We start from the raw sequence: 22,118 nt of genomic DNA on the forward strand, positions 1-22,118 counted from the left end.
ATCTGTTAGCGGCGTTTTACCGACTGGTCAACAAGCCGCGACCCGCCATCACGGGGCTGGCGATGCGGGACCGCCAAGGCGCTGCGGGCCCTGCCCTTCTCATCCGTGTCAAATGCGGGGGCGCCGGATCCTCTGCGGCGACAGGTGGCCGCGGAAACGGTATACTGCCGCATGGACCACCGTGCCGGCCCGGCCGGCGACACCTGGGAGGAAACGGATGGATACCGCCGCGCGCGACCGCGAAACCGAGGGCCCCGTCGTTTCGACCGGGGCCGGCCGCCTGCAGGGCGTGCGCCGCAACGGCGTGCATGTCTTTCGCGGCGTTCCCTACGCGCAGCCCCCTGTCGGCCCGCTGAGGTTCCGCGCGCCTCAGCCTGTCACCCCCTGGGACGGCGTGCGCGAGGCTCGCAGCTGGCCGCAATCCTCCATGCAGGAACAGCGCGAGGAATTCGCCCCCCTGCGCTGGTATCGCTCGGCCATGCCGATCAGCGAGGATTGCCTGTACCTGAACGTCTTTACACCCGCGCCCGACACGGCAAAGCGCCCGGTGATGGTCTGGTTCCACGGCGGCGCCTTTTCGACCGGCGCGGGCACGGCCCCGGGGTTCGAGGGTTCGGCCCTCGCCCGGCGCGGTGACGTGGTGGTGGTGACGGTCAATCACCGGCTGAACGTCTTCGGCTTCTTCCATCCGGGGGAGGAGGCGGGCGAGAGCTTTGCCGACAGCACCAATGCCAGCCTGCTGGACCTTGTCGCCGCGCTGGAATGGGTGCGCGACTCCATCGCGGCCTTTGGCGGCGACCCGGATATGGTCACGATCTTTGGGGAATCCGGCGGCGGCGGAAAGGTCGGCCGCCTGCTGGGCATGCCCGCGGCCAAGGGCCTGTTCCACCGCGCCGTGATGCAGTCGAGCGGCATGCGCTCGGTCTCGGCAGAGGAGGCCAGGACCGCCGCCGCCCACCTGCTGGCGCAGTTCGGCCTGACCCCGGCAACTGCGGACAAGCTGCGCGGCCTGCCCGCCGCCGATGTGCTGGCCGCGCGGCTGAAGACCGTGGCCGATCTGGGCTTTGACGCGTTCGAGCCGGTGCCGGGCGTTTCCAGCCTGCCCGAGATGCCCTTTGCCGACCATCCGCCCAGCCTGTCGGCGCGGATCCCGCTGATGATCGGCACCTGCCAGGACGAGGCGCTGTACCGGCTGGCCAGCCTGCCCGGCATCTACGATATCACCCGGGACGGCGCGATCGACCGCTTTGCCACGGTGTCGAACATGGACAGGTCGCTGGCGAGCCGGATCTACGACCTGTACGACGCCAAGGCGGGCAACGAGACCCCCATCGACGTCTATGTCGACATGCTGACCGACCAGCGGTTCCGCATGAACACCCTGCGCGTCGCCGCGATGAAGGCCGAACAGGGCACCGCCGCATGCTTCCTCTACCGTTTCACCTGGCGCAGCCCGATGCGCGAGGGGCGGCTGAAGAGCATCCACACCATCGAGGTGCCCTTTGTCTTTGGCACGATGGACACGGCGGAGGAACTTGTCGGCACCGGGCCGGAACTGGCCCCGCTGAGCGAGACGGTGATGGGCGCATGGATCGCCTTTGCCCGCACCGGCGACCCGAACCATCCCGGCCTGCCGCACTGGGCGCCCTATGACGACGTCAGCCACGGCACCATGCTGCTGGACAGCGACCCCACCTTTGCCTTCGATCCGCCGGGGCCGGAACTGGCCGCGATGGCCGAACACCGGATCGGCGCGGGGTCCTACACCCGCCTGTAAATTGGACGGCAGGCGCCAGAACGGCCCCGCCTGCCGGTCGGCAAATCGCTTTATTTGACGCGACGTTACCGCTAAACTATGGCAAAGGCTCACAAAGAGCATAGGGCAGTCTAAACCCGGAGAAGGATTCAAGTGACCGAACAGGCCCCCTCCAGCACCAAGATGCCCTCGGACCAGCGCAAGGCGCAGATCATCCGCGCGGCGACGGAACTCTTCGCCGTCGCGGGCTATGTCGGCACCTCGCTGCGCGATGTCGCGCAGAAATGCGGGATGACCAAGGCGGCGCTGTATTACCACTACCCCGACAAGGAAAGCCTGCTGAAATCGGTGGTCAAATACCGCATGACCCGCCTGAACCAGCACATGGAAGCGGCGCTGGACGCCGCGGACAGCGACGAGCCGATGGACCGCATCCGGGCCTTTGTGCTGGGCTGCGCCCGGCAGATCGCATCCGACCGCTCGGGCTGGGTTGTCGGGTCGCGCATCTTCTGGTCGATCGAGGCGATTTCCGACCGGACAGAGATGGTCGCCCTGCGCGATCACTTCGAGGGGCTGCTGCGGGTCGAGGTCGAGCGCGCCATCGACCAGGGCATCCTGAAGGACGAGGGCGCGGGCATGATGACCCTCATGATCCTGTCGTGGCTGAACTACCTCCCGCGCTGGCACCGCCTCGACGGCCCGCTTTCGGCCGAGGAGGTCGCGGACCATTTCCTCAAGATGAACTTGAACGGGCTTTACGTCACCCGCGAGGGCTGAACCCCCGGGGTCGGCGCCCTAGAGGTTCCCCGCCGCCAGCCGTTCGGCGTGCAGCATGGCATCGCCGAAGTCGAACCCGCTCTGCAGCAGGCGCTTGTTCAGCCGGGTGGTCGGCAGTTCCTCGGTCATGCCCATGCCGCCGTGCAGCTGGATCGCGCCGTGGGCCACCGTCTTGGCATCGCGGCTGCTGCGCAGCTTGGCCATCGCCAGGCTGCGTGGCGCGGTCTCGCCCTCGGCCATGTCGTTCATCGCGCGCAACACGGCGGCGGAACTGTTCAGATAGGTCAGGTACATGTCGGCGATCCGGTGTCGCAGCACCTGGAATTCGGCCAGCGGCTGGTCGAACTGCCGCCGCCCCTGCAGATAGGCCACGGTCTGGGCGATCACCGGCACCATCGTGCCCACCGCATCGACCCCGCTCAGCAGGGTGCCCACCGGCTGCGCCATGTTCAGCGCCCGCGCGGCGGCGGTGCCTTCGGCCAGAACCTCGGCCCGGGCGCCGCCGAAACGCAGATCGACCGTGGGCCGCCCGTCGAGCGTGGCATTCTCGGCGATCCCGACCCCGTCGAGCGGCACCGCCAGCAGCCGGTCGGCCGAGGCGAGCAGCAGATGGGTCGCGCCCGGCAGCGCCTCGACCCCGCCGAGCATCCCCGACACCAGCGGGTTCGCCCCGGGTTCGAGACTGAAATCGCGGCTGTCCAGCCCGCCCTCGTCGGTCAGCAGGGCAGTCAGCACCACCGCCGAGCCGTCCATATGCCCCGCCAGCAGCCGGTCGTGCAGGGCACCCGCGGGCGCATGGCTCAGCAGCAGCGGGGTGACGGCGCAATGCATCGCCAGGTTCAGATCCAGCGTGCCGCGCGCGGCGCCCTCGACAATGGCCACCATGTCCTCCAGCCCGGCACCCGCGCCGCCCTGGTCCTCGGGCACCAGCGTCATCGGCCAGCCCATGCCAAGGACGGCGGCCCAGTTGATCCCGCCATCCGTGCCCGCGCGCAACGCCGCGTCGAACACCGGCCCGGGCACAAGTGCAGGCGCAACAGGGTCGAGTCCGCCCTTGAAGAGCTGCCCGGCGATCAGGTTCTTCTGCACCTCGTCCGACCCGCCGACGATGGTGCGCGAGCGGTTCAGGAAATAGGTCGAAATCCAGCGCAGCGCCTCGGCATCCGCCTGGTCGGGGTCGACCGTGCCGCGCCGGGCCGCATGGGTCGGGCCGACCGCCTCGATCGCCAGATCGCACAGCGCCTGCTGAATGTTGCACGAGATCACCTTGAGCCCCGAGGGCATCAGCCCCAGGCTCTCGCCCCGCATGGCGGCCCCGACGGCGGCGCGGCCCTGCTCCTTGAGCCCCAGCATCCGCGACTCGATCTCGATCAGCCGCAGCTGGATGTCCGCGCGCCGCAGCGCCGATCCGCCGTGCCGCTCGGTCAGCCGTTTCACCCCGTCGAACAGCTGGAAGGTGGGCGCGGTATTCGCCCCGCCCAGACGTTCATGTGACAGCAGGTACTTGCCGTAGGTCCAGCCCTGGCCTTCCTCGCCGATGCGGTTCGCCACCGGCACGCGGACGCTTTCAAAGAAGACCTCGTTCACATGGTGAATGTTGTCGATGGTGCGGATCTGCTTGACCGTGATGCCGGGGCTGTCCAGCGGGATCAGCAGCAGGGTGATGCCCTTCTGCTTCTTGTCCTCGACCGAGGTGCGGACCAGCGCATAGATCCAGTCGGCCTCATGCGCGTGGGAGGTCCAGATTTTCTGCCCGGTCACCACGTAATCGTCGCCGTCGCGTTCCGCCTTGGTGCGCAGCGAGGCAAGGTCAGAGCCTGATCCCGGCTCGGAATAGCCCTGGCACCACCAGTCGGTGCCGTCGAGGATGCCGGGCATGAACCGGTCCCGCTGCTCTTGCGAGCCGTATTTGATCAGCACCGGGCCAAGGTGGCGCAGCCCGTGGTGATACTGCGGCGGACAGCGGGTTTCGGCCAGAACAGTGTCGAATATGTAGCGCTGGCGCGCATCCCATCCGGTGCCGCCGTGTTCCACCGGCCAGTTCGGCGCGCCCCAGCCGTGATCGAACAGAACCTTCTGCCAGCGGGACCAGGCGTCGCGGGTGATCTTCTTGCTGTCGCGGACCATCTGGCGGATGTCCGCGGGGCAGTGAGTTTCGGCAAAGCTGCGCACCTCTGCCTCGAAGGCCGTGTAATCTATCTGCGTCATGAGGCGCCCTGTTCTGCCGTATTGGTCCCTGTTTCGGCCGGTTCGGGCAGCGTCGCGGGCCGGGGGAAGCCCCCGGTCCTGCGCCTGCCAGATTTACCAACCGACCGGCAAGTAGAATACGTCCAAGGTGTCTTTAGTCAAGCATGCCGCGCCCCGCCCCGTGTCGCTGCGGGCGGCAATAACATGTTCGTAGCGAGCGGCGAGGCCGGGGCCGGGCAAGGCCCTGTGCGGGCGGGCGTGGCTGTGGCATAGTCCGGCCCGACATGAACGACGCGAACCCCATCCCCGACCTGCTGACCGCGATTCAGGAGGATGTCCGCCGCCGAACCGAGGCAGCGGGCAACCGTCAGCGGCGCTATGAGCTGCTGGCCGACGCGCTGCGCGACCGGATCCTGTCGGGAGAGCTGAAAGAGGGCGCCTCGCTCCCCGGCGAGCGGGATTTCGTGGCGATGACCGGGCTGGGCCGCGGCTCGGTCCGCGAGGCGATCCGCATCCTGGAAAGCGAGGGGCTGCTGAGCCCGAAATCGCCCGGCCGCTACGGCCAGTCGGTGGTGCAGCCCGCACCCGACAGCTCGGTCCACCGGCAGCTTGAGCTGTTCGTGCGCGGCGCCTCGATCAGCAGCGTCGACCTGATCGAGACGCGGCTGGCGCTGGAGCCGACGCTGGCCCGCCTCGCCGCCCGCAACCGCGATGCGGCGGACATCGCCCGCCTGCGCGCGGTGACCGCGGACATGGCGGCAACCGACCTGGCCGACCGGCGCAGGCTGAAACAGCTGAATTCCGACTGGCACGTCGCCGTGGCCCGGGCCAGCCACAACGAGCTGCTGACCGCCATCATGATCGGTGTCTCCAACGCCCATGACATGGCCAACGCGCTGGAACGCTATGGCGACGACAGCCACAGCCGCCTGATGATCGCGGCGCATGAACGCATCCTGGCCGCCATCGAGGATGGCGACGAAGAGGCCGCCATGCGCCGCATGGCCCGCCACCTGGACGCCTATTCCCGCACCCTGGCGCAACATCTGCCCGAAGAGCTGTCGCTGAACCGCGAGAATTGATGGCATACCGAATGGCCTGACCGGCGCATCGGCCATTTTCTCTCTCCAGGCCTACGATAACTGAATTTTATCTCACACCGCCCGCGTTAGCCTGTGCCTCAGATTCAGAAGGCAAGGCACATGACATACCAAGACGGATTGCACGACCGCCCGCTTCCCCTGGCGCCTTACAAGGTGCTCGACCTGACGCTGGCCCGGGCCGGGCCAACGGCGGTGCGCCACCTGTCGGACTGGGGGGCCGAGGTCATCAAGATCGAACCGCCCGCCGCCGATGCGGGCAATGACGCCACCGGCGGGCGGCGGCACGGGTCGGATTTCCAGAACCTGCACCGCAACAAGCGGGGGATGACGATCAACCTCAAGACCGACGAGGGGCGGGCGATCTTCATGAAGATGGCCGAAAGCGCCGATGTGGTGGTCGAGAACATGCGCTCGGACGTGAAATTCCGCCTGGGCGTGGATTACGAGTCGGTGCGCAAGGTCAATCCGCGCATCGTCTACGGCTCGATCTCGGGCTTCGGGCAGGACGGACCCTATGCCACCCGGCCCGGGGTGGACCAGATCGCGCAGGGGATGAGCGGGCTGATGTCCGTCACCGGCCTGCCCGGGCAGGGCCCGGTGCGCGTGGGCATCCCGATTGCCGATCTCTGCGCCGGGGGCTATCTGGCACAGGGCATCCTGATGGCCCTGCTGGAGCGCGAGCGCACGGGCGAGGGCCGCTGGGTCACCACCTCTCTGCTGGAGGCGATGATCGCGATGCTGGATTTCCAGGCCACGCGCTGGACCGTGTCGGGTCATGTGCCGGAACAGGCGGGCAACGATCACCCGACGGGCACGCCCACCGGGGTCTTTGCCACCTCGGACGGGCATGTGACCATCGCCGCCTCGGGCAACAAGATGTTCGCCAGGCTCTGCGGCGTGCTGGGCTGCCCGGATGCCGCCGAAAACCCGGCCTATGCCACCAGCGCCGACCGGCTCAGCAAGCGGGACGAGCTGAACGCCATGATCCAGGAGAAGGTGCGGCTGAAGCCCCGGAGCTACTGGATCGAGGCGCTGAACGAGGTCGGCGTGCCCTGCGGGCCGATCAACTCCATCGACGAGATGTTTGCCGATCCGCAGGTCCTGCATCTGGACATGGCGCGCCCGGTGACCCACCCGCTGCTGGGTCAGCTGAACATCGTGGCGCATCCGCTGAACATCTCGGGCCATGACCGGGGGTTGCGGCGGCACGCGCCCGACGCGGGCGAACATACCGACGAGATCCTGCGCGAATACGGCCTGGGGGCCGAGGAAATCTCGGCGCTCAGGGCTGCGGGCGCGGTATAGCGGGACACGGGCGGGCGCTCAGCCCGCCCGGTTCAGCGCCTGCCAGATGCAGTGGGGCGTGGCCGGCATGTCGAAATGCCGGATCCCGCGCACCTGCAGCGCATGGCAGACCGCGTTCATGCCGGCGGCCAGGCCGCCCACTGTCCCGGCCTCTCCCACGCCCTTGACGCCCAGCAGGTTCAGTTTGGTCGGCACCTCGACATTGTCGCTGACAATGGGGCCCAGGTCGGCGGCGCGGGGCATGGCGTAATCCATGAAGCTGCCGGTCAGCAGCTGGCCGCCGGGATCATAGGCGACCTCTTCGAACAGCACCTGGCCCAGGCCCTGCACGACGCCGCCGTGGATCTGCCCGGCGACAAGATACGGGTTCATCACCGTGCCGACATCCTCGACCGAGACATAGGTCACGATCTCGGTCTGGCCGGTCTCGGGGTCGATCTCGACCTCGCAGATGTGGCAGCCGTTCGGGAATGTCGCCTGCTGCGAGCTGAATTCGCCCGCGCCTTCCAGCTGCCGCCCGTCCTCCTGGGCGCGTTTGGCCAGGTCGCCCAGCCCCACGACCCGGTTGCTGCCCTCGACCCGCAGCAGCCCGCCGTCATAGGCGATGTCCTCCACGCCGGTGCCGAACATCGCCGCCGCCTCGGCCCGGGCGGCCTCGATCAGCGCAGCCGCCCCCAGGGTGACGGCAGAGCCGCAGAGAGACAGCGCCGAAGACCCGCCGGAGCCCTTGCCATTGGCCCGGGCATCCGTGTCGCCCTGCACGAAATCGACCGTGGCATGATCGACCCCCATGCGGTCCGCCGCGATGGCGCTGAGCGCCGTTTCCAGCCCCTGCCCCACCGACATGGCCCCCGACAGCAGCGTGATGCGCCCCTGGGGATCCGCGCGCAGGGTGGCGAAGTCCTTGCTCGGCCGCGCCCAGGGCCCCGAGGCGACCTCGATCGGGTTGGCCAGCCCGATGCCGCGCAGACGGCCCCTGCGGGCAGCCTCGGCCCGGCGCTCGGGGAAGCCGGCGTATTCCACCAGCTCCAGCGCGCGGTCCAGCACACGTTCGAATTCGCCCGAATCGTAGCGAAAGACAAAGGGCGTCTGATAGGGCATGGCCGAGGGCGGGATCAGGTTCTTCCGCCGCAGCTCCGCCGGATCGCGCCCGGTTTCAAAGGCGGCCAGGTCGATGATCCGCTCGATCATATAGGTCGCATCGGGCCGCCCGGCGCCGCGATAGGGCGCGGTCTGCTGGGTGTTGGTGACATAGCCGATGCATTCGCCCAGGATCGCCGGGGTCCGGTAAACCCCCGCGATGCCACCGAAATTGCCCACCGGAGCATTGGACCGGCCCGAGACATAGGCCCCGCAATTGACTTCGTACCTCACATGCAGCGCCAGGAAGTTGCCCGCATCGTCCAGCGCCAGCGCCGTGTCGGCCCAGAGGTCGCGGGCATGTTCGTCGGACATCAGACTTTCGCTCCGCGTCGCCGTCCAGCGCACCGCGCGCCCCAGCCTGCGGGCGGCCCAGAACACCAGCATTTCCTCGCGCAGCGGGCCGGACTTCATCCCGAAGGACCCGCCCACATCCGGGGCCATGACCCTGAACGATTCGGGCGGGATGGCAAAGGTCTGCGCCAGCGACGCGCGGTAGTTGAACGGGCTCTGATGGCTGACGCAGATCGTCATCCGCCCGGCCTCGTCGGCATAGGCCAGCGCGCCGCGCGGCTCCATCGCATTGGCCGACACCCGGCTCACTCGCGAGCGCAGGCGCGTCACATGGGCCGCCGTGTCCAGCGCCTGCATCACCGCGTCGCCGTCGCCCTTGGCCCAGTGAAAGATCAGGTTGCCTTCGCGGTCGTCCCAGACCAGCGGGGCGCCGTCGGCCTTGGCCTCGTCCAGCGTCATCACCGGGGGCAGTTCCTCCAGCTCGACCTGCACCGCCTCGGCCGCGTCCAGCGCCTGGGTCAGCGATGCGGCGAGGACCATCGCCAGGGGCTCTCCCTGAAAGCGCACGCGATCTTCGACCAGCAGCGGGCGCCGGGTCTGATGCGCCTCGCTTCCGTCCGGGCGGTACTGGCGGAAGGGCGGGACCACCGGGTCGACACCGTCATCGGCCAGGTCGGATGCGGTCAGCACCGTGGCGCCAAGCGCCTCGGCCCCCGAGATGTCGATCCCCATCACCCGGGCCGAGGGGTATTCGCTGCGCACGAAGACCGCATGCAGCGCCCCGGGGTGGGCGATGTCGTCGACATAGCGGCCACGGCCGGTCGTCAGGCGCAGATCCTCGCGGCGCGTCCCGGGTCGGCTCTGGATATCTGTCACGGTCGGTCCTCCCTTTTGCGAAACGGTATACCGTCGCAACACATGGGGCAACGCGCGAGGCCCATTCGACACATTGGCGCAGGCCCGCCACAGCGGTCCGCGATCCAGGCGGAGTCACAGCCGTGCCGCGCAATGGTCATACCTTGGGAATACCAAGTCTACCTGCCGGTCGGAAAGCGATTGCAGCCAAATTCACCCGCCCGCATCATTGATTTCAAAGTGCAATCCGGGCCTGCCGCGTCGCATGTCGGCGACACGCCACTGCTTGCCTGACCTCGCGGCGCAATATAGTATGCCATACTCGCAACCTGCCGTTTTCTGCCCCGGGCCTGGAACGGTAAAGAACCCTGAGGACGGTATGGCAGCAAACAAGAACGCGTCGGCAAGATTGGCTCAACACGCATACGAGGCGGTCCGCGACGCGATCGAGCATGGCAAGCTGGCGCCCGGCGACCGGATTTCCGAATACAAGACGGCCGACTGGCTGAACATCAGCCGCACGCCGGCCCGCGAGGGGCTGTTGCGGCTGGAATCCGAGGGGCTGCTGACCCATCACCCCCGGCGCGGCCTGGTGGTCGCCTCGATTGACGAGGAGGCGCTGAAAGAGGTGTTTGTCGCCCGCGAGGTGCTGGAACGCGCCCTGGCCGGGCAGGCCGCGCGCAATGCCTCGGGGCCCGAGCTGGACGCCCTGCTGCGCCTGACGGAGGAGGAACCCGCCTTCCTCGAAGACCGCGAGAAGATGTTCCAGCACAACAAGAAATTCCACGCGCTGATCCGCAAATGCGCGCATAACCGCTATCTGATGAAATTCATCGGCACGCTGGACGACATCGTCGCCGCCGACCGCCGGGATTCGTCGATCGTGGATGTCGACCGCCGCCGCGCGGTGCTGGGCGAGCACAAGGCCCTGGCCGAGGCGATTGCCGCGCGCGACATCGCCGGCGCCGAGGACAAGGCCAGCCAGCACATCCGCAACGCCTACGAGGCGCGGCTGAAGCACAAGACGCGCGAGGCGAGCTGAGGCCCGTCGACCAGGTTGCGCACCATACGGCGCGCGAATGTTCGGGATTTCAGTGGTGAGCCGTACAGGATTCGAACCTGTGACCCACTGATTAAAAGTTCTTTTCACCCGATCGCACGGCAATACACTGCAACACGTCAAACGCTTGACATATTTACCGAATACGGGGTTGAGTTACCGAACCACAAGCTGCAATCACATTCGATTTCCCACTCAAGCGCGTCCTATATGCGTCCTAGCTCAATCATTCCATGCCTAGCACCAATCCCCACGGCACCGCCCAACGCCTCTCACAAGGAAGCATAGCAGCTCTCCAGCCGCATGTTCGCGACTACTTTGTTCGAGACACGGAGGTGCGCGGCCTCCAAGTAAAAGTAACGCCAGCCGGGAAGAAGAGTTTTATAGTGCGTTACCGGAACAGCGAAGGGAAAGAGCGCAAGCATAAGCTGAGCGATGTCGACCGTATGAACCTCTCAACCGCCCGAAGGATGGCGCAGGAGCTGCTGAGCCGGGCGGTCTTGGGTGATGATCCAACAGCCGAACGCACGGCGCGACGGAAGCAGGTGACCTTGAAGGACTATGGCGAGCGCTTCCTGACGGAGCATGTGGAAGTCCACCTCGCTCCAAGCTCTCAAGCGGAGTACCGGCGAATCCTTGAGAGATACGTCTTCCCTGCACTTGGAGCTGAGCGCATCACATCAATCGCCAGAGATGAAATCGAAGCCCTCAAGCGCTCGATGGCCCACACCCCCAAGCAAGCAAACCGTATGCTGGCAATCACGCGAAAGATGTACAATCACGCGATTCAAAACAATCACGCCTCTGTCGCAGTAAATCCCGTGCAGTTCGTGAAAGGCTTCAAAGAGGAGCCTAGGGAGCGCTTCCTCACAAAGTCAGAACAGGAACGGGTGATTGAAGCGATCTCCGAACTCCGAGAGACGAACCCAGAGAACACCTCGTCATACGACGCTATTGTGTTTTTGTTTCTTACCGGCAGGCGTCGATCTGAAGTACTGCAACTGAAGTGGTCAGACGTCGATTTTGAGCGCGGCGTAATATTCTATAGGAAGACCAAGACTGATCCTCAGAAGAGCCTGATGAGTGCCGACATGAGGACATTCCTTTTGGACATCAGGGAAACCGCAAGCTCTGAGTACGTTTTTCCGGGAAGAGTAAAAGATAAGCCCTTAACTGACCCAAAGCGAAGCTGGAAGGCGATACAAAAACTGGCGGGGCTTGAGGGAGTTCGTCTGCACGACATTCGCCACACTATCGTCTCAGAAGTGACTGCAAACTCTAGTCTTCAGAATGCGGCGCTGGTCGCGGGGCATAAATCTCTCCAGTCGACGATGCGCTACGTCCACGGAATATCCGCGGAGGCCACAAAAGCACTCGAGGAGGCAGGCCAAAAACGAAGTGGGATGCTGGCAAGGAAGCGGAAGGAACAGGGTTGATGCCACTCAAGAAATTTGACCGGAAAACATACGACGCCGTACGTGAAAGAAACAGAACCCGGCGCAAACGCACGCTGAGCATCTATGAAGGCTCCGCCGGAACAGAGCCGCCCACAGAAGCCAAACGCTCCCAACGGCAGGGGATAGAAACGCCAGACGGATTGATCGACGAAGTAATCGCTGCGAAGCTTCTAGGGCTTCAACCGAGAACGCTGCAAAACAGGCGAAGTCTCGGACGACCTCCGGAGTTCGTAAGACGCGGACGGAGAGTGTTCTACGAACGGGCGTTGATCGAGTCTTTGATCAGGGTGCCACCCCGGCATTGGTGACGGGGGACCCATTTTTTCACAGTCGTTGGAGACTACCCCCTGAGCATGCGAAGACACCCAAAAACTGGGTTGAAATTTTGCTTCGACATAACAAACCTACAGCCGATCATTTCAAGAACTAGCGCCACAGTCCAGAACTGACAAAAACCCAAGTTTCGGACATAACGGATCACATCTCAGATTTCCCTAAGTATCTGAGATAATTGAAATAAAATAGGAAACTAGCGCCGCAGTCCAGAAGTGTCGGTTATACACTGCAATCGATTGCAGCGGCAAAGCAACAACAACGATGTTCCGCGGCTCAAAACTAGGCCCACACCAAGAGTGGCAGACTAAAATCCGAAATTTGTTATGTCCGCCCTATGTCAAAGGATTCGAGGCACCCAGATCTGTACACACACGATCCAACGTTCACAGGTGCACAAATGAATTGCCCAAGACCTCTCATCGCCTACATCCGAGTATCAACCCAACGTCAGGGACACAGTGGCTTGGGATTAGAGGCTCAGCGAACCGCTGTGCAAGCGTACGCCACTTCTACCGGAAGTATCATCTCGTCAGAGTATCTTGAGGTCGAAAGCGGCCGAAAAACCAAGCGCATTCAACTGTCTGCCGCGCTTGCGGAGTGCAAAAGGCTAGACGCAATCCTGGTCATTGCGAAGCTTGATAGATTGGCGCGAAACGTCCATTTCGTTTCGGGGTTGCTGGAAAGCGGCGTTCGCTTCCACGCAGCGGACATGCCCAACGCCGATCGCTTCATGCTCCACGTGTACGCTGCGATGGCGGAAGAGGAAGCGCGGAGGATAAGTGACCGGACTAGGACTGCGCTCCAAGCGGCCAAGGTTAGGGGCATCAAGTTAGGTAAGACCGGCAAACTCCTTGCAGAACGTCACAAAATTGAGGCAGATAAGTTCTGTGTGCGAATGGCACCGAAGATTGCGACTATGCAACAGGCTGGCCTTTCTGTGCGAAAAATCTCCGAAAGGCTGAATTCGGACGAGATTCCGACTTACCATGGCGGAAAGTGGCACCCAACAACGGTCCAAAGGATGATTAGGCGTATCGGTTTACTCTCCACCGGGTACCCTAGAACCCCCCCATGTCAAAACTGATCATCAAACGGGAAGATTTCGTTCAAGAACTTGCGCCACCCTACCAAGTTCGAGCGGAAGATGCATTCATTGACCGCTTGGAACTAACCGTAGGTGATTGGGCGCTGTACGGGAGTGACGACGACGTTTTGGCGCAGCTGAATCGACTGCGCGACGCGGAAATCTACGACGGCGATGGAGAAGTCATAAGGCTATTTCGAACCTTTTCAACAGACCGCCTTTCCGGAAAGTTCGACATCAGGTTTGCCAGCGCGCTGAACGACGACGCCAACACTGGTAAGAGTCCATTGATTGCGGGTCGCCTTGAGAAGTCGGGCCGCTACAGACCCCATAGAAGACTTGTCGGCGCTGGTCTGCAATTCGGTTTTGCCTGCACGCTCAACTTGACAAGGTGGGTGCAGGCTCAGCAGCTGAAACGATATTCCCGACCGGATCGACCTCAGATCCTATCTGACTATGTAATGGCAATTGCTCCTGATGATAGTTGGTACGCCGATGAGCGCCCTCTTGTTCAATCTACAAATTTAATCATCGGGCCAAACCGGAGGTACGGATACGCCAAAGGTCACAGTCTTGAAAGGCACTTGGCGAACTATATCAGAGCGGTATCCCGGCTGTTAACTCGATCGATAAACGACCTCCCGCTTGATGGGCAGAGAGCACCAGAAAGAGAACGTTACTATTCCCTGCGCGAGATTGAGTTCTACTGGGAGTTCGAGCACGATAGCCCAATCCAATACGTATGGAATGTGATACGCCCGGCGATTTCCGCATCTTCGAGGAGTTTCGTGGGAGGCAGAGACGTAGACCTGCCGTCGGCGGAAGTTTACGCGCAAAGCCCGAATGTTAAGGCACAGATCGCCAAAGCGACTTGGCTTCGAGTATATGCAAAAACTGACCAGCGAGTAAGGTTCGAGATAGTCCTTGAGCGCGGAGCAATCGAGAGCTGCCTTGGTGCGAGGAGTGGCAATAGCCTACATTCGATTGCAGCCATGATTTCTCCGTTGCGGGATGTTGCGACAAACCACCTGAACGCAGTGCTTCCGCACCTGAATCAAACAGCCACCATGCCGTCGACCGCCACCGCATTGAGATTGCTGTCCGAAGTCCAGCGTGCCTGTGGCAATCACCATCTTGCGGAGGCGATCGTCGGTGCCCTTATCGTATTCGGGAGGGTGGCTCCATACAACAACGACCCCATGCGCGAGGCAGTGAATAACCTAAAGGAAGCCGGAGTGCTTCGCCCGATCCGGCCGAGAAGCCGGATATGCGTCGTGACCGAGGAGTACCGTAGGCCACTGGAGAAGTTAGCCGAAATGTCCTGATGAAGTCATGTGTGCGGTATAGCAAACTAGTATGGGGTGCGGACGTGCCTGTACGTGTGTGGTCCCCTGCAAGGCACTTCAAAGAGCGCTTGAGGGTAAATCTTACCTTATCGCAGGCCTGTTAAGAATCCTATCGATTACAGCGCGAATATCTCAGGCAACCGTCCGCCTTCCTATCCTAGTAGATGATAAACCGGTTGCAATCTCTTTCTCTTAAGGAAGTGCGACGTCCGGGCACCTTTCCAATCCACAAAAGCCACATGGAGCGCAAGTCTATCAATCGTGTCGTTAGGGAAACCTTCGACACCATAGACTGTCTTTAGCGCGTTCCGTTTGTGATCATGTGTAACAAAAGGGCAGCTAAGGAAGTCGCTCATTATTAGGTAAGCCTCAGTATCAGTGCGGACATCATCCTTCTTCTCACCAATGATACCGAGCATTGTTCCTGCGATTCCATCAACGTAAGACGAGAAACCATCGCCAGCGTTACCATAGAGATACATCAAGGCGACAAAAGAGAAGTAACTAAGCGAGTCAGAGTTTTGCAGGCGTTTAGACAATTCTTTGACGATGTCCTGTTCTGGAAAGCTCTTTGGTCCAATCATGGAGCCTAACAGAAGAAGATTGCAGGCCTCTAGTGACAGCTTCCCGTCATCCAGACCAGTTTCGTCAGACAAGTTCGCGCTGATTAGTTCGCATATCTCGAATACCAGCCTGTCTCGCATCGCCTCTGCTTCGGAGGAGCGAAGGTTTTTCTCAATTAGTATTATCTCCTCGACGATTTGATAAGTTCGAAAAATTGGCGACACGCGAAAATCTGAGGATACGATGTAGAATAGTATTCTGATGATGCTTCGCACTCGGTTAACGAGGTCTGTCTCAGTTTCCCCAGAAACACTCTCAGAATGCTTTCGCAGATGCCTCACTGCTCGGGTTATCTGGAAGTAAGTGCTACCGGTAGCTTCTGCAAAGGAAGCTCCGTTATCACTGACAATAATTCGAAGATCCTCAAGAGCCTGACGAAACTGATGGTAAATTTCGACTTGATCTTGGTCGTCAGCGGCAAGCTCTTGAGCGCTAAGCGCGACTATCCGTTTGGATACGTCTGAAACGCCTTGTTTCGCTCTCGTAATATTCGTAACAAACGGGCGCTTGTACGCTCTGCTTTTTCGATCATTCAAGTATAGCTTGTAGTCCTCGAGATTGCGTTCAACGCTGTCGTAGATGATTTGCAGCGTGCGCTCGTCAGAAGCAAATAGGAAATAGTCGTCTACATAGCGCCTGATCGCATACTCTCGCTCCGATTGAAGTCCGCGGCTTCTCAGATCGTGATGTATGTTTTCGTCGACCTTCTGGAAAATTATTTCAGCAAATATCCTCGAGACCTCAGGGCCGACCACAATTCCGTTAGTCTCGTTGTAGTTGGATCGCTGCATCAGAGTGTCAAACCGACCCTCAAAGGAGTATTTATTTGCGTGCTGTTTTGAATAACCTTTGCCTTTGACCGCCCAAGTGATGGAGTGGGTGTATATGTTAAAAAAGCACTTGGTGACATCAACGGACCGCATAAGAGGGAATTTGCTCTCAAGCCTGATGATTTCGTTCGAGTTATGGAACTTGTCGAGAAGATTATATTTTCTGATTGAGAAAAAGGAAGGGGCAAATCCGAGGTCAAGCTTTCCATCTTCTGGCGCGACATGGGGAATCCCAATCTTCTTCACATCGCCAAATCTTTTTAACTCCTTTTTGCTGACTGCTGGTAAGACCTCGAATGGCGCTCTTAGGCTGCTTTTGCTTTCAGAGCACTCGAGAAGAATGGTTTCTGAATAATCAAAGATGAAGTCGGCGGTTTGGAGTTGTTGAAGTGGATGGACGATACTTATTTTGTTTGGGCTTCGTCCGGTCCGACGAATTGGATATGAAAATGGAACGGTGTACTCACTGTCTTTGAGTCGACGCCGGTACTGAGTGTCCAGGAATTTTGTTTCTGAATCGGAAAGAAGCGACTTCCGTGCTTCGGAGACGAACAGGTATTCGTTCGAGAAGTTCACGGGTACATCATAGGGAAGAGTTTCCGTTAGTAGTGGGCGGAGCCTGTTGAAGATTGGGTCAAGCATATCGCCAAGCCTTCCGTGCTGCCGCTACGGTCGACCGCTGTAGGCGCAAGGTGATTTTCTTGGTGAACCCCTTGTAGAACGAAAGTCGACGCAGCTCTTCCTTTTGGTCGGCATTTAAAAACTTGTCTACGATTGAGCTGTATTCACTCGTAGACGCCCAAAGAAGTGATGATAGAAAGGCGTCCAGCTCCTTTAGTTCCGCGGGGTCCACGAGCTTCTTATGTGGCCCATTTTTGCCATGGTCATATTCTCCAGACAGGCGGTAGTTGTAGTATATTCCGGTACGCACTTTTGCCTTTCTTTGTCCATGCGTATGTCTGCTCTTTCGAACTTCATAGTTGCTCGTGAGGATCCTGATCCTATTCAAGAAAAGCGGTCCGTCCTTATTCTTTTCCAGCGCTTTGAGTGAGAGGATGACTCTAGTCTTTCGGTCATTGATCTTGTTATCTGATATTCCCACAAGGACGCGTCTAGATTTACGAGTTTTGATCCCATGCTGACAAGTGAACTTGTACCCAAGATAGCTGAAACTTCCCGGCTCCTCAGTGCATGGATTTTCGATTGTATCTGGCAGAGACAAGAGCGGGATTGGATAGCTTTTATCCCGACGGAGCTGAAAGTCTGGGCGCAGCAACTGCTCAACACCCTGAAGAATCTCTTGTGGCTCTCCAAGTGAAAATATCAAGATGTCGTCGGCAAACCGAAAGTACCGGTAGACCTTCGGGTGCAGGCGCACTTCATGGTCAAAGCTCCTTAGGCACATTTCTGCAAATGTAGAGCTAAGGCCAAGACCGCGCGGAACACCTGCGGTCCCTGCTTTCAGGAGACCGCTGTCCTGTAGCCGTTCTAGTACCACTCGGATGTGGGGGTGCAGCTTTGTAGACCGGTGCAGTTCGTCGAGAATAGGTTCGGCATTCAAACACTCGAAAAAGGAAGCGATGTCACATCGCACAACATATGAGGGTGTAGCGTCAAATAGGGCTTCAAGCACGCCGCGTACGATGGCGTTCCTGTTGGCTGGACGTATTCCGTAGTTTTTGTTCAGGTTCCTCGCAGTAGCGCGTAGTGCAAGCACGCTTTTGTAGTCCTGAAGGTAGTGCAACTTGCGACCACGACTAATTGGTATCTCTTTATGAGGAAAGTCTAGGGACCGGTCCTCCAGCTCTTGATACAGTTCATCAAAGATGGCGTCTTTGTCGGCTTCAAGGTCTACGCCGTAGCGGCTCGAATCCCCGACCCTAATACATGCTTCCAAAGCCGAACGTTTGAATGGTGAAATCTGCATACAGTTCCGTATCCTGAAACCTAGTTTGCCGTCTCTTTCAGTGAGACCGCACTTCAAACTGCGTTTCAGGGTAAACTGCACGGGAATAGCTTCTGCTACAACGCGGTTCCGACCGTTCTCTTGATTTGAGATACGTCCTATGTACGTCCTAGCGCGCCCTATGCCGCTGGCGCTGCCCCATAACCCCTTGGATTCAGTGGTGAGCCGTACAGGATTCGAACCTGTGACCCACTGATTAAAAGTCAGTTGCTCTACCAACTGAGCTAACGGCCCACTCGAAGCGCTCGTCTAAGGGGGACGCTTGGAGAGGTCAAGTGCAAATCCCGGCACGGATTGACGAAATGCCGCTGCGTCCTGAGCCGGTCAAGCGCAGACACCTTTCAAAACCCCCGTCGCGCGCGTATATGCGCCGCATGCGCGACGCCCCGACTCAAGGCGCTCTGCCGTTCATGAAGATGCACGGGCTGGGCAATGACTTCGTGATCATCGATTCACGGGGGCGGAAGGCCGTGACCTCTCCGGCGCTGGCCCGGGCGCTTGGCGACCGGCACCGCGGCGTGGGATTCGACCAGCTGGCCGAGATTCGCGATGGCGAGGGGTCGGACATCGTGCTGGACTTCTGGAACAGCGACGGCAGCCGGGCCGGGGCCTGCGGCAATGCCACCCGCTGCGTCGCCGCGCATGTGCTGGCCGAAACCGGCGCAAGCGAGATGACGATCCGCACCACGCGCGGCCTGCTGCGCGGGGTCGTCGACGGGGGCCAGGTCTGGATCAACATGGGCCAGCCGCAACGGGCCTGGGACGAGATTCCGCTGGCGGGCGATGTGGACCCCCTGCACCTGCCCCTGCCGGGCGACCCGGTGGGCGTGGGCATGGGCAATCCGCATTGCGTCTTCTTTGTCGACGATGCCGGGGCGGTGGACCTGGCCAAAGCCGGCCCGGCCATCGAGACCGATCCGCTGTTTCCCCAGGCGACCAACGTGGAATTCGCCCAGGTGCGCGGGCCCGGCGACATCCGCATGCGGGTCTGGGAACGCGGCACGGGCATCACGCTGGCCTGCGGTTCGGGCGCCTGCGCCACGCTGGTCGCGGCCAGGCTGCGGGGCCTGACCGGGCCGCATGTCCGGATGGAGCTTGACGGCGGGTGGATGGAGCTCGACTGGCGGGACGATGGCGTCTGGATGACGGGGCCGACGGCCCATGTCTTCACCGCCAGCCTGACGCCGGATTTCCTGGGGGCGCTGTGATGGACCGCAAGGCCCCGATCTTTGCCACCCTCGGCTGCCGGCTGAACGCCTACGAGACCGAGGCGATGAAGGATCTCGCCGCCCGCGCCGGGGTGGACGACGCCGTTGTGGTGAACACCTGCGCCGTCACCGCCGAGGCGGTGCGCAAGGCCCGCCAGGAAATCCGCCGACTGCGGCGCGAAAACCCCAACGCCCGGCTGATCGTCACCGGCTGCGCCGCCCAGACCGAACCCGAGACATTCGCCGCGATGGACGAGGTCGACATCGTCCTGGGCAATACCGAAAAGATGCAGCCCGAATCGTGGCGCAACATGGTCCCCGATCTGATCGGCCAGACCGAGCGGGTGCAGGTCGACGACATCATGAGCGTCACCGAAACCGCCGGGCATCTGATCGACGGCTTCGGCACCCGCTCGCGCGCCTATGTCCAGGTGCAGAACGGCTGCGATCACCGCTGCACCTTCTGCATCATCCCCTACGGCCGGGGCAATTCGCGCTCGGTCCCTGCCGGGGTGGTGGTGGACCAGATCAAGCGGCTGGTGGATCGCGGCTATAACGAGGTGGTGCTGACCGGGGTCGACCTGACCTCCTGGGGCGCTGACCTGCCGATGCAGCCGAAACTGGGCGACCTGGTACTGCGGATCCTGAAACTGGTGCCGGATCTGCCGCGCCTGAGGATCAGCTCGATCGACTCGATCGAGGTGGACGACAGCCTGATGCAGGCCATCGCGACCGAACCGCGCCTGATGCCGCATCTGCACCTCAGCCTGCAGGCCGGGGACGACATGATCCTGAAACGGATGAAACGCCGCCATCTGCGCGACGATGCCATCCGATTCTGCGAAGAGGCGCTGAAGCTCCGCCCCGACATGACCTATGGCGCCGACATCATCGCCGGTTTCCCGACCGAGACCGAGGCGATGTTCGCCAATTCGCTGAAGCTGGTCGAGGATTGCCAGCTGACCTGGCTGCACGTCTTCCCCTATTCGCCCCGCCCCGGCACCCCCGCCGCACGGATGCCGCAGGTCGACGGCACCGCGATCAAGGCGCGCGCCGCGCGCCTGCGCGATGCGGGCGAGGCACGGGTCAGGGCGCATCTTGCGGCGCAGGTCGGACGGGATCACGCGGTGCTGATGGAAAGCCCCCGCATGGGCCGCACCGCGCAATTCGCCGAGGTGCGATTCGACACGGACCGGACCGAGGGCGCGATTGTCCCCGCACGCATCGCCGGCACCGATGCCCGGGGGCTGAGGGCCTGAGATGCACCCGAACCGCAGCTTTCGCGACCTGCCGGATGCGCTGAACCTCGGCCATGCCGACAGCGAATCCTTCGGCATCCTGACCGTCGCCGATCCGGCCGGCGCCGCGCCACTGGTCAGCCATGTGCCCTTTCTGCTGGACGCCGATGGCCGGTCGGTCCTGCTGCACCTCGCCCGGCCCAATCCCATCGTCCGCGCCCTCGTCGCGCCCTGTCCGGCGCGGCTGGTGGTGCCGGGGCCGCATGGCTATGTCTCGCCCGACTGGTACGGGGTCGAGGACCAGGTGCCGACCTGGAACTACGTCGCAGTGCACCTGACCGGGGTGCTGGAGCTGCTGCCGCAGGAGGAGCTGCGCCAGATGCTCGACCGCCAGTCGGCGCATTTCGAGGAACGGTTGTTGCCGAAACGCCCCTGGACCGCCGACAAGATGACCGACGGGCTGATGGAACGGATGATGCGCGCGATCGTCCCCTGCCGCCTGACGGTGGCCGAGGTCGACGGCACATGGAAGCTGTCGCAGAACAAGCCCGACGCGGTGCGCCTTGCGGCGGCCGAGGGCGTGGCGCAGGCCGACCCGGTGCTGGCCGCGCTGATGCGCGATCCGCCGGAGCGCAAGGCCGACTGACAGGCGGACCGCCGGAGCCGACGGCGAAGCGGGCCGCAGCGGTCCGGAGCGACGAGGCCCCTGAACCGCAGCGCAGACCGCAGACCGCAGACCGCAGACCGCAGACCGCAGACCGCAGACCGCAGACCGCAGACCGCCCATTCCCGGCCCGCGCAAACATGTCCATGCGCGATCCCCCGCCCGCGCCAGGCGAGCGATGGACAAGACCCCGCACCCTGCCTACCGTGCCCCGGCATACCCGAATTGCCGGAGCACTACATGAAACTCTTCTCGTCGCCCGCCTCGCCCTTCGTCCGCAAGGTCCGGGTCCTGATCCTCGAAGCCGGCCTGTCCGACCAGGTGGAGGAGGTCGTGACCTCGACCACCGTGCTCGAATCGGCGCCCGACCTTGTTGCCGTGAACCCGCTGGCGCGCCTGCCCAGCCTGGTGCGCGACGACGGGCCCGCGATCTACGACAGCCGCGTCATCACCCGCTACCTCGACCATATCGGCAAGGCCGGGCTCTACCCCGAGGCGCGCCTGTGGGATGTGCTGACGCTGGAGGCGACGGCGGACGGGTTCATCGATTCCGCCGTGTCCATCGCCTATGAAAACCGCCTCCGCCCCGAGGAAATCCGCTTTGCCCCCTGGGTCGACGGCCAGTGGAACAAGATCGCCCGCTCGGTCAAGGTGGTGAACGACCGCTGGATGAGCCACCTCAAGGGGCCGCTCGACATGGGGCAGATCGCGCTGGCCTGCGGGCTGGGTTACCTCGACTTCCGCCACGATGCGCGCAACTGGCGCAGCGGCTGCCCGGCACTGGCCGACTGGTACGCCGAATTCGCCGAACGCCCGGCGATGAAGGCCACCGCGCCGGGCTGATCGCAGCGCACCGCCCGCTGCAACGCAGAGGCCCAGGAGCAAGTC

General features: G+C 62.2%; 16 protein-coding genes and 1 tRNA gene. 12 read left to right on the forward strand and 5 right to left on the reverse strand.

Annotation, left to right across the window (positions count from 1 at the left end):
• The first annotated feature begins 217 nt into the window (after positions 1 to 217).
• The gene (locus GLS40_RS15115) at positions 218 to 1,777 is read left to right on the forward strand and encodes a carboxylesterase/lipase family protein (protein ID WP_160383582.1); all 1,560 of its coding nucleotides are present in this window, start codon (positions 218 to 220) and stop codon (positions 1,775 to 1,777) included.
• Positions 1,778 to 1,909: 132 nt separating this feature from the next.
• A complete protein-coding gene (locus GLS40_RS15120; RefSeq protein ID WP_160383583.1) occupies positions 1,910 to 2,533 on the forward strand; it encodes a TetR/AcrR family transcriptional regulator in 624 nt (207 codons plus the stop codon).
• A gap of 18 nt (positions 2,534 to 2,551) precedes the next feature.
• On the opposite strand, the gene GLS40_RS15125 is transcribed toward GLS40_RS15120, so the two are convergent.
• Positions 2,552 to 4,741 carry an acyl-CoA dehydrogenase family protein gene (locus GLS40_RS15125; RefSeq protein WP_160383584.1) on the reverse strand — a complete coding sequence of 730 codons (2,190 nt, stop codon included), beginning with the start codon at positions 4,739 to 4,741 and terminating at the stop codon, positions 2,552 to 2,554.
• A gap of 263 nt (positions 4,742 to 5,004) precedes the next feature.
• Here GLS40_RS15125 and GLS40_RS15130 point away from each other — a divergent pair, with 263 nt between their 5' ends.
• Positions 5,005 to 5,802, forward strand: a complete 798-nt coding sequence (locus GLS40_RS15130; protein WP_160383585.1) for a FadR/GntR family transcriptional regulator — start codon at positions 5,005 to 5,007, stop codon at positions 5,800 to 5,802.
• 120 nt (positions 5,803 to 5,922) lie between these two features.
• Positions 5,923 to 7,128 carry a CaiB/BaiF CoA transferase family protein gene (locus GLS40_RS15135; RefSeq protein WP_160383586.1) on the forward strand — a complete coding sequence of 402 codons (1,206 nt, stop codon included), beginning with the start codon at positions 5,923 to 5,925 and terminating at the stop codon, positions 7,126 to 7,128.
• An 18-nt stretch (positions 7,129 to 7,146) separates the two neighbouring features.
• On the opposite strand, the gene GLS40_RS15140 is transcribed toward GLS40_RS15135, so the two are convergent.
• Positions 7,147 to 9,438, reverse strand: a complete 2,292-nt coding sequence (locus GLS40_RS15140; protein WP_160383587.1) for a xanthine dehydrogenase family protein molybdopterin-binding subunit — start codon at positions 9,436 to 9,438, stop codon at positions 7,147 to 7,149.
• 388 nt (positions 9,439 to 9,826) lie between these two features.
• On the opposite strand from GLS40_RS15140, the gene GLS40_RS15145 reads away from it, so the two are divergent.
• From GLS40_RS15145 to GLS40_RS15160, 4 genes are all read left to right on the forward strand, one after another.
• Positions 9,827 to 10,459 (forward strand): GntR family transcriptional regulator, encoded by a 633-nt coding sequence (locus GLS40_RS15145; RefSeq protein ID WP_160383588.1) that lies wholly within the window; start codon positions 9,827 to 9,829, stop codon positions 10,457 to 10,459.
• A gap of 251 nt (positions 10,460 to 10,710) precedes the next feature.
• Complete coding sequence (locus tag GLS40_RS15150) at positions 10,711 to 11,913, forward strand: tyrosine-type recombinase/integrase (RefSeq protein WP_160383589.1); 1,203 nt, start codon at positions 10,711 to 10,713, stop codon at positions 11,911 to 11,913.
• Positions 11,914 to 12,667: 754 nt separating this feature from the next.
• Complete coding sequence (locus GLS40_RS18265) at positions 12,668 to 13,354, forward strand: recombinase family protein (protein WP_160383590.1); 687 nt, start codon at positions 12,668 to 12,670, stop codon at positions 13,352 to 13,354.
• The gene (locus tag GLS40_RS15160; protein ID WP_160383591.1) at positions 13,342 to 14,679 is read left to right on the forward strand and encodes a hypothetical protein; all 1,338 of its coding nucleotides are present in this window, start codon (positions 13,342 to 13,344) and stop codon (positions 14,677 to 14,679) included. Before GLS40_RS18265 ends, GLS40_RS15160 begins: the two co-directional genes overlap by 13 nt.
• Before the next feature lie 173 nt (positions 14,680 to 14,852).
• Here the strand turns inward: GLS40_RS15160 and drt3b are convergent, their stop codons facing one another.
• The 3 genes from drt3b to GLS40_RS15175 form a co-directional block, all read right to left on the reverse strand.
• On the reverse strand, positions 14,853 to 16,796 hold the full coding sequence (drt3b, locus tag GLS40_RS15165) for an antiviral reverse transcriptase Drt3b (protein WP_235905948.1): 1,944 nt from the start codon (positions 16,794 to 16,796) through the stop codon (positions 14,853 to 14,855).
• Entirely contained in the window at positions 16,789 to 18,162 is a 1,374-nt protein-coding gene (drt3a, locus tag GLS40_RS15170) for an antiviral reverse transcriptase Drt3a (RefSeq protein ID WP_160383593.1), read from the reverse strand. The genes drt3b and drt3a overlap by 8 nt, the downstream gene beginning before the upstream one ends.
• 116 nt (positions 18,163 to 18,278) lie before the next feature.
• A tRNA-Lys gene (locus GLS40_RS15175) sits at positions 18,279 to 18,354 on the reverse strand.
• 140 nt (positions 18,355 to 18,494) lie between these two features.
• On the opposite strand from GLS40_RS15175, the gene dapF reads away from it, so the two are divergent.
• The 4 genes from dapF to GLS40_RS15195 all read left to right on the forward strand — a co-directional run bounded on the left by dapF (position 18,495) and on the right by GLS40_RS15195 (position 22,073).
• Positions 18,495 to 19,328 (forward strand): diaminopimelate epimerase, encoded by an 834-nt coding sequence (gene dapF / locus GLS40_RS15180; RefSeq protein WP_160383594.1) that lies wholly within the window; start codon positions 18,495 to 18,497, stop codon positions 19,326 to 19,328.
• Positions 19,328 to 20,587: a tRNA (N(6)-L-threonylcarbamoyladenosine(37)-C(2))-methylthiotransferase MtaB gene (mtaB, locus tag GLS40_RS15185; RefSeq protein WP_160383595.1), complete on the forward strand. Its 1,260-nt coding sequence runs from the start codon at positions 19,328 to 19,330 to the stop codon at positions 20,585 to 20,587. Before dapF ends, mtaB begins: the two co-directional genes overlap by 1 nt.
• Before the next feature lies 1 nt (position 20,588).
• Positions 20,589 to 21,212: an FMN-binding negative transcriptional regulator gene (locus GLS40_RS15190; RefSeq protein WP_160383596.1), complete on the forward strand. Its 624-nt coding sequence runs from the start codon at positions 20,589 to 20,591 to the stop codon at positions 21,210 to 21,212.
• Positions 21,213 to 21,470: 258 nt separating this feature from the next.
• Positions 21,471 to 22,073 (forward strand): glutathione S-transferase, encoded by a 603-nt coding sequence (locus tag GLS40_RS15195; protein WP_160383597.1) that lies wholly within the window; start codon positions 21,471 to 21,473, stop codon positions 22,071 to 22,073.
• Positions 22,074 to 22,118: the final 45 nt, after the last annotated feature.

It is taken from the genome of Pseudooceanicola pacificus, from assembly GCF_009789075.1.
Lineage (GTDB): Bacteria > Pseudomonadota > Alphaproteobacteria > Rhodobacterales > Rhodobacteraceae > Pseudooceanicola > Pseudooceanicola pacificus.

Excerpts from the sequence above, each read along its gene's own strand:
- GLS40_RS15115 (WP_160383582.1), top strand. The coding sequence starts at position 218 with ATGGATACCGCCGCGCGCGACCGCGAAACCGAGGGCCCCGTCGTTTCG.
- GLS40_RS15125 (WP_160383584.1), bottom strand. The coding sequence starts at position 4,741 with ATGACGCAGATAGATTACACGGCCTTCGAGGCAGAGGTGCGCAGCTTT.
- GLS40_RS15130 (WP_160383585.1), top strand. The coding sequence starts at position 5,005 with ATGAACGACGCGAACCCCATCCCCGACCTGCTGACCGCGATTCAGGAG.
- GLS40_RS15135 (WP_160383586.1), top strand. The coding sequence starts at position 5,923 with ATGACATACCAAGACGGATTGCACGACCGCCCGCTTCCCCTGGCGCCT.
- GLS40_RS15150 (WP_160383589.1), top strand. The coding sequence starts at position 10,711 with ATGCCTAGCACCAATCCCCACGGCACCGCCCAACGCCTCTCACAAGGA.
- GLS40_RS18265 (WP_160383590.1), top strand. The coding sequence starts at position 12,668 with ATGAATTGCCCAAGACCTCTCATCGCCTACATCCGAGTATCAACCCAA.
- GLS40_RS15160 (WP_160383591.1), top strand. The coding sequence starts at position 13,342 with ATGTCAAAACTGATCATCAAACGGGAAGATTTCGTTCAAGAACTTGCG.
- drt3b (WP_235905948.1), bottom strand. The coding sequence starts at position 16,796 with ATGCTTGACCCAATCTTCAACAGGCTCCGCCCACTACTAACGGAAACT.
- dapF (WP_160383594.1), top strand. The coding sequence starts at position 18,495 with ATGCGCGACGCCCCGACTCAAGGCGCTCTGCCGTTCATGAAGATGCAC.
- mtaB (WP_160383595.1), top strand. The coding sequence starts at position 19,328 with ATGGACCGCAAGGCCCCGATCTTTGCCACCCTCGGCTGCCGGCTGAAC.
- GLS40_RS15190 (WP_160383596.1), top strand. The coding sequence starts at position 20,589 with ATGCACCCGAACCGCAGCTTTCGCGACCTGCCGGATGCGCTGAACCTC.
- GLS40_RS15195 (WP_160383597.1), top strand. The coding sequence starts at position 21,471 with ATGAAACTCTTCTCGTCGCCCGCCTCGCCCTTCGTCCGCAAGGTCCGG.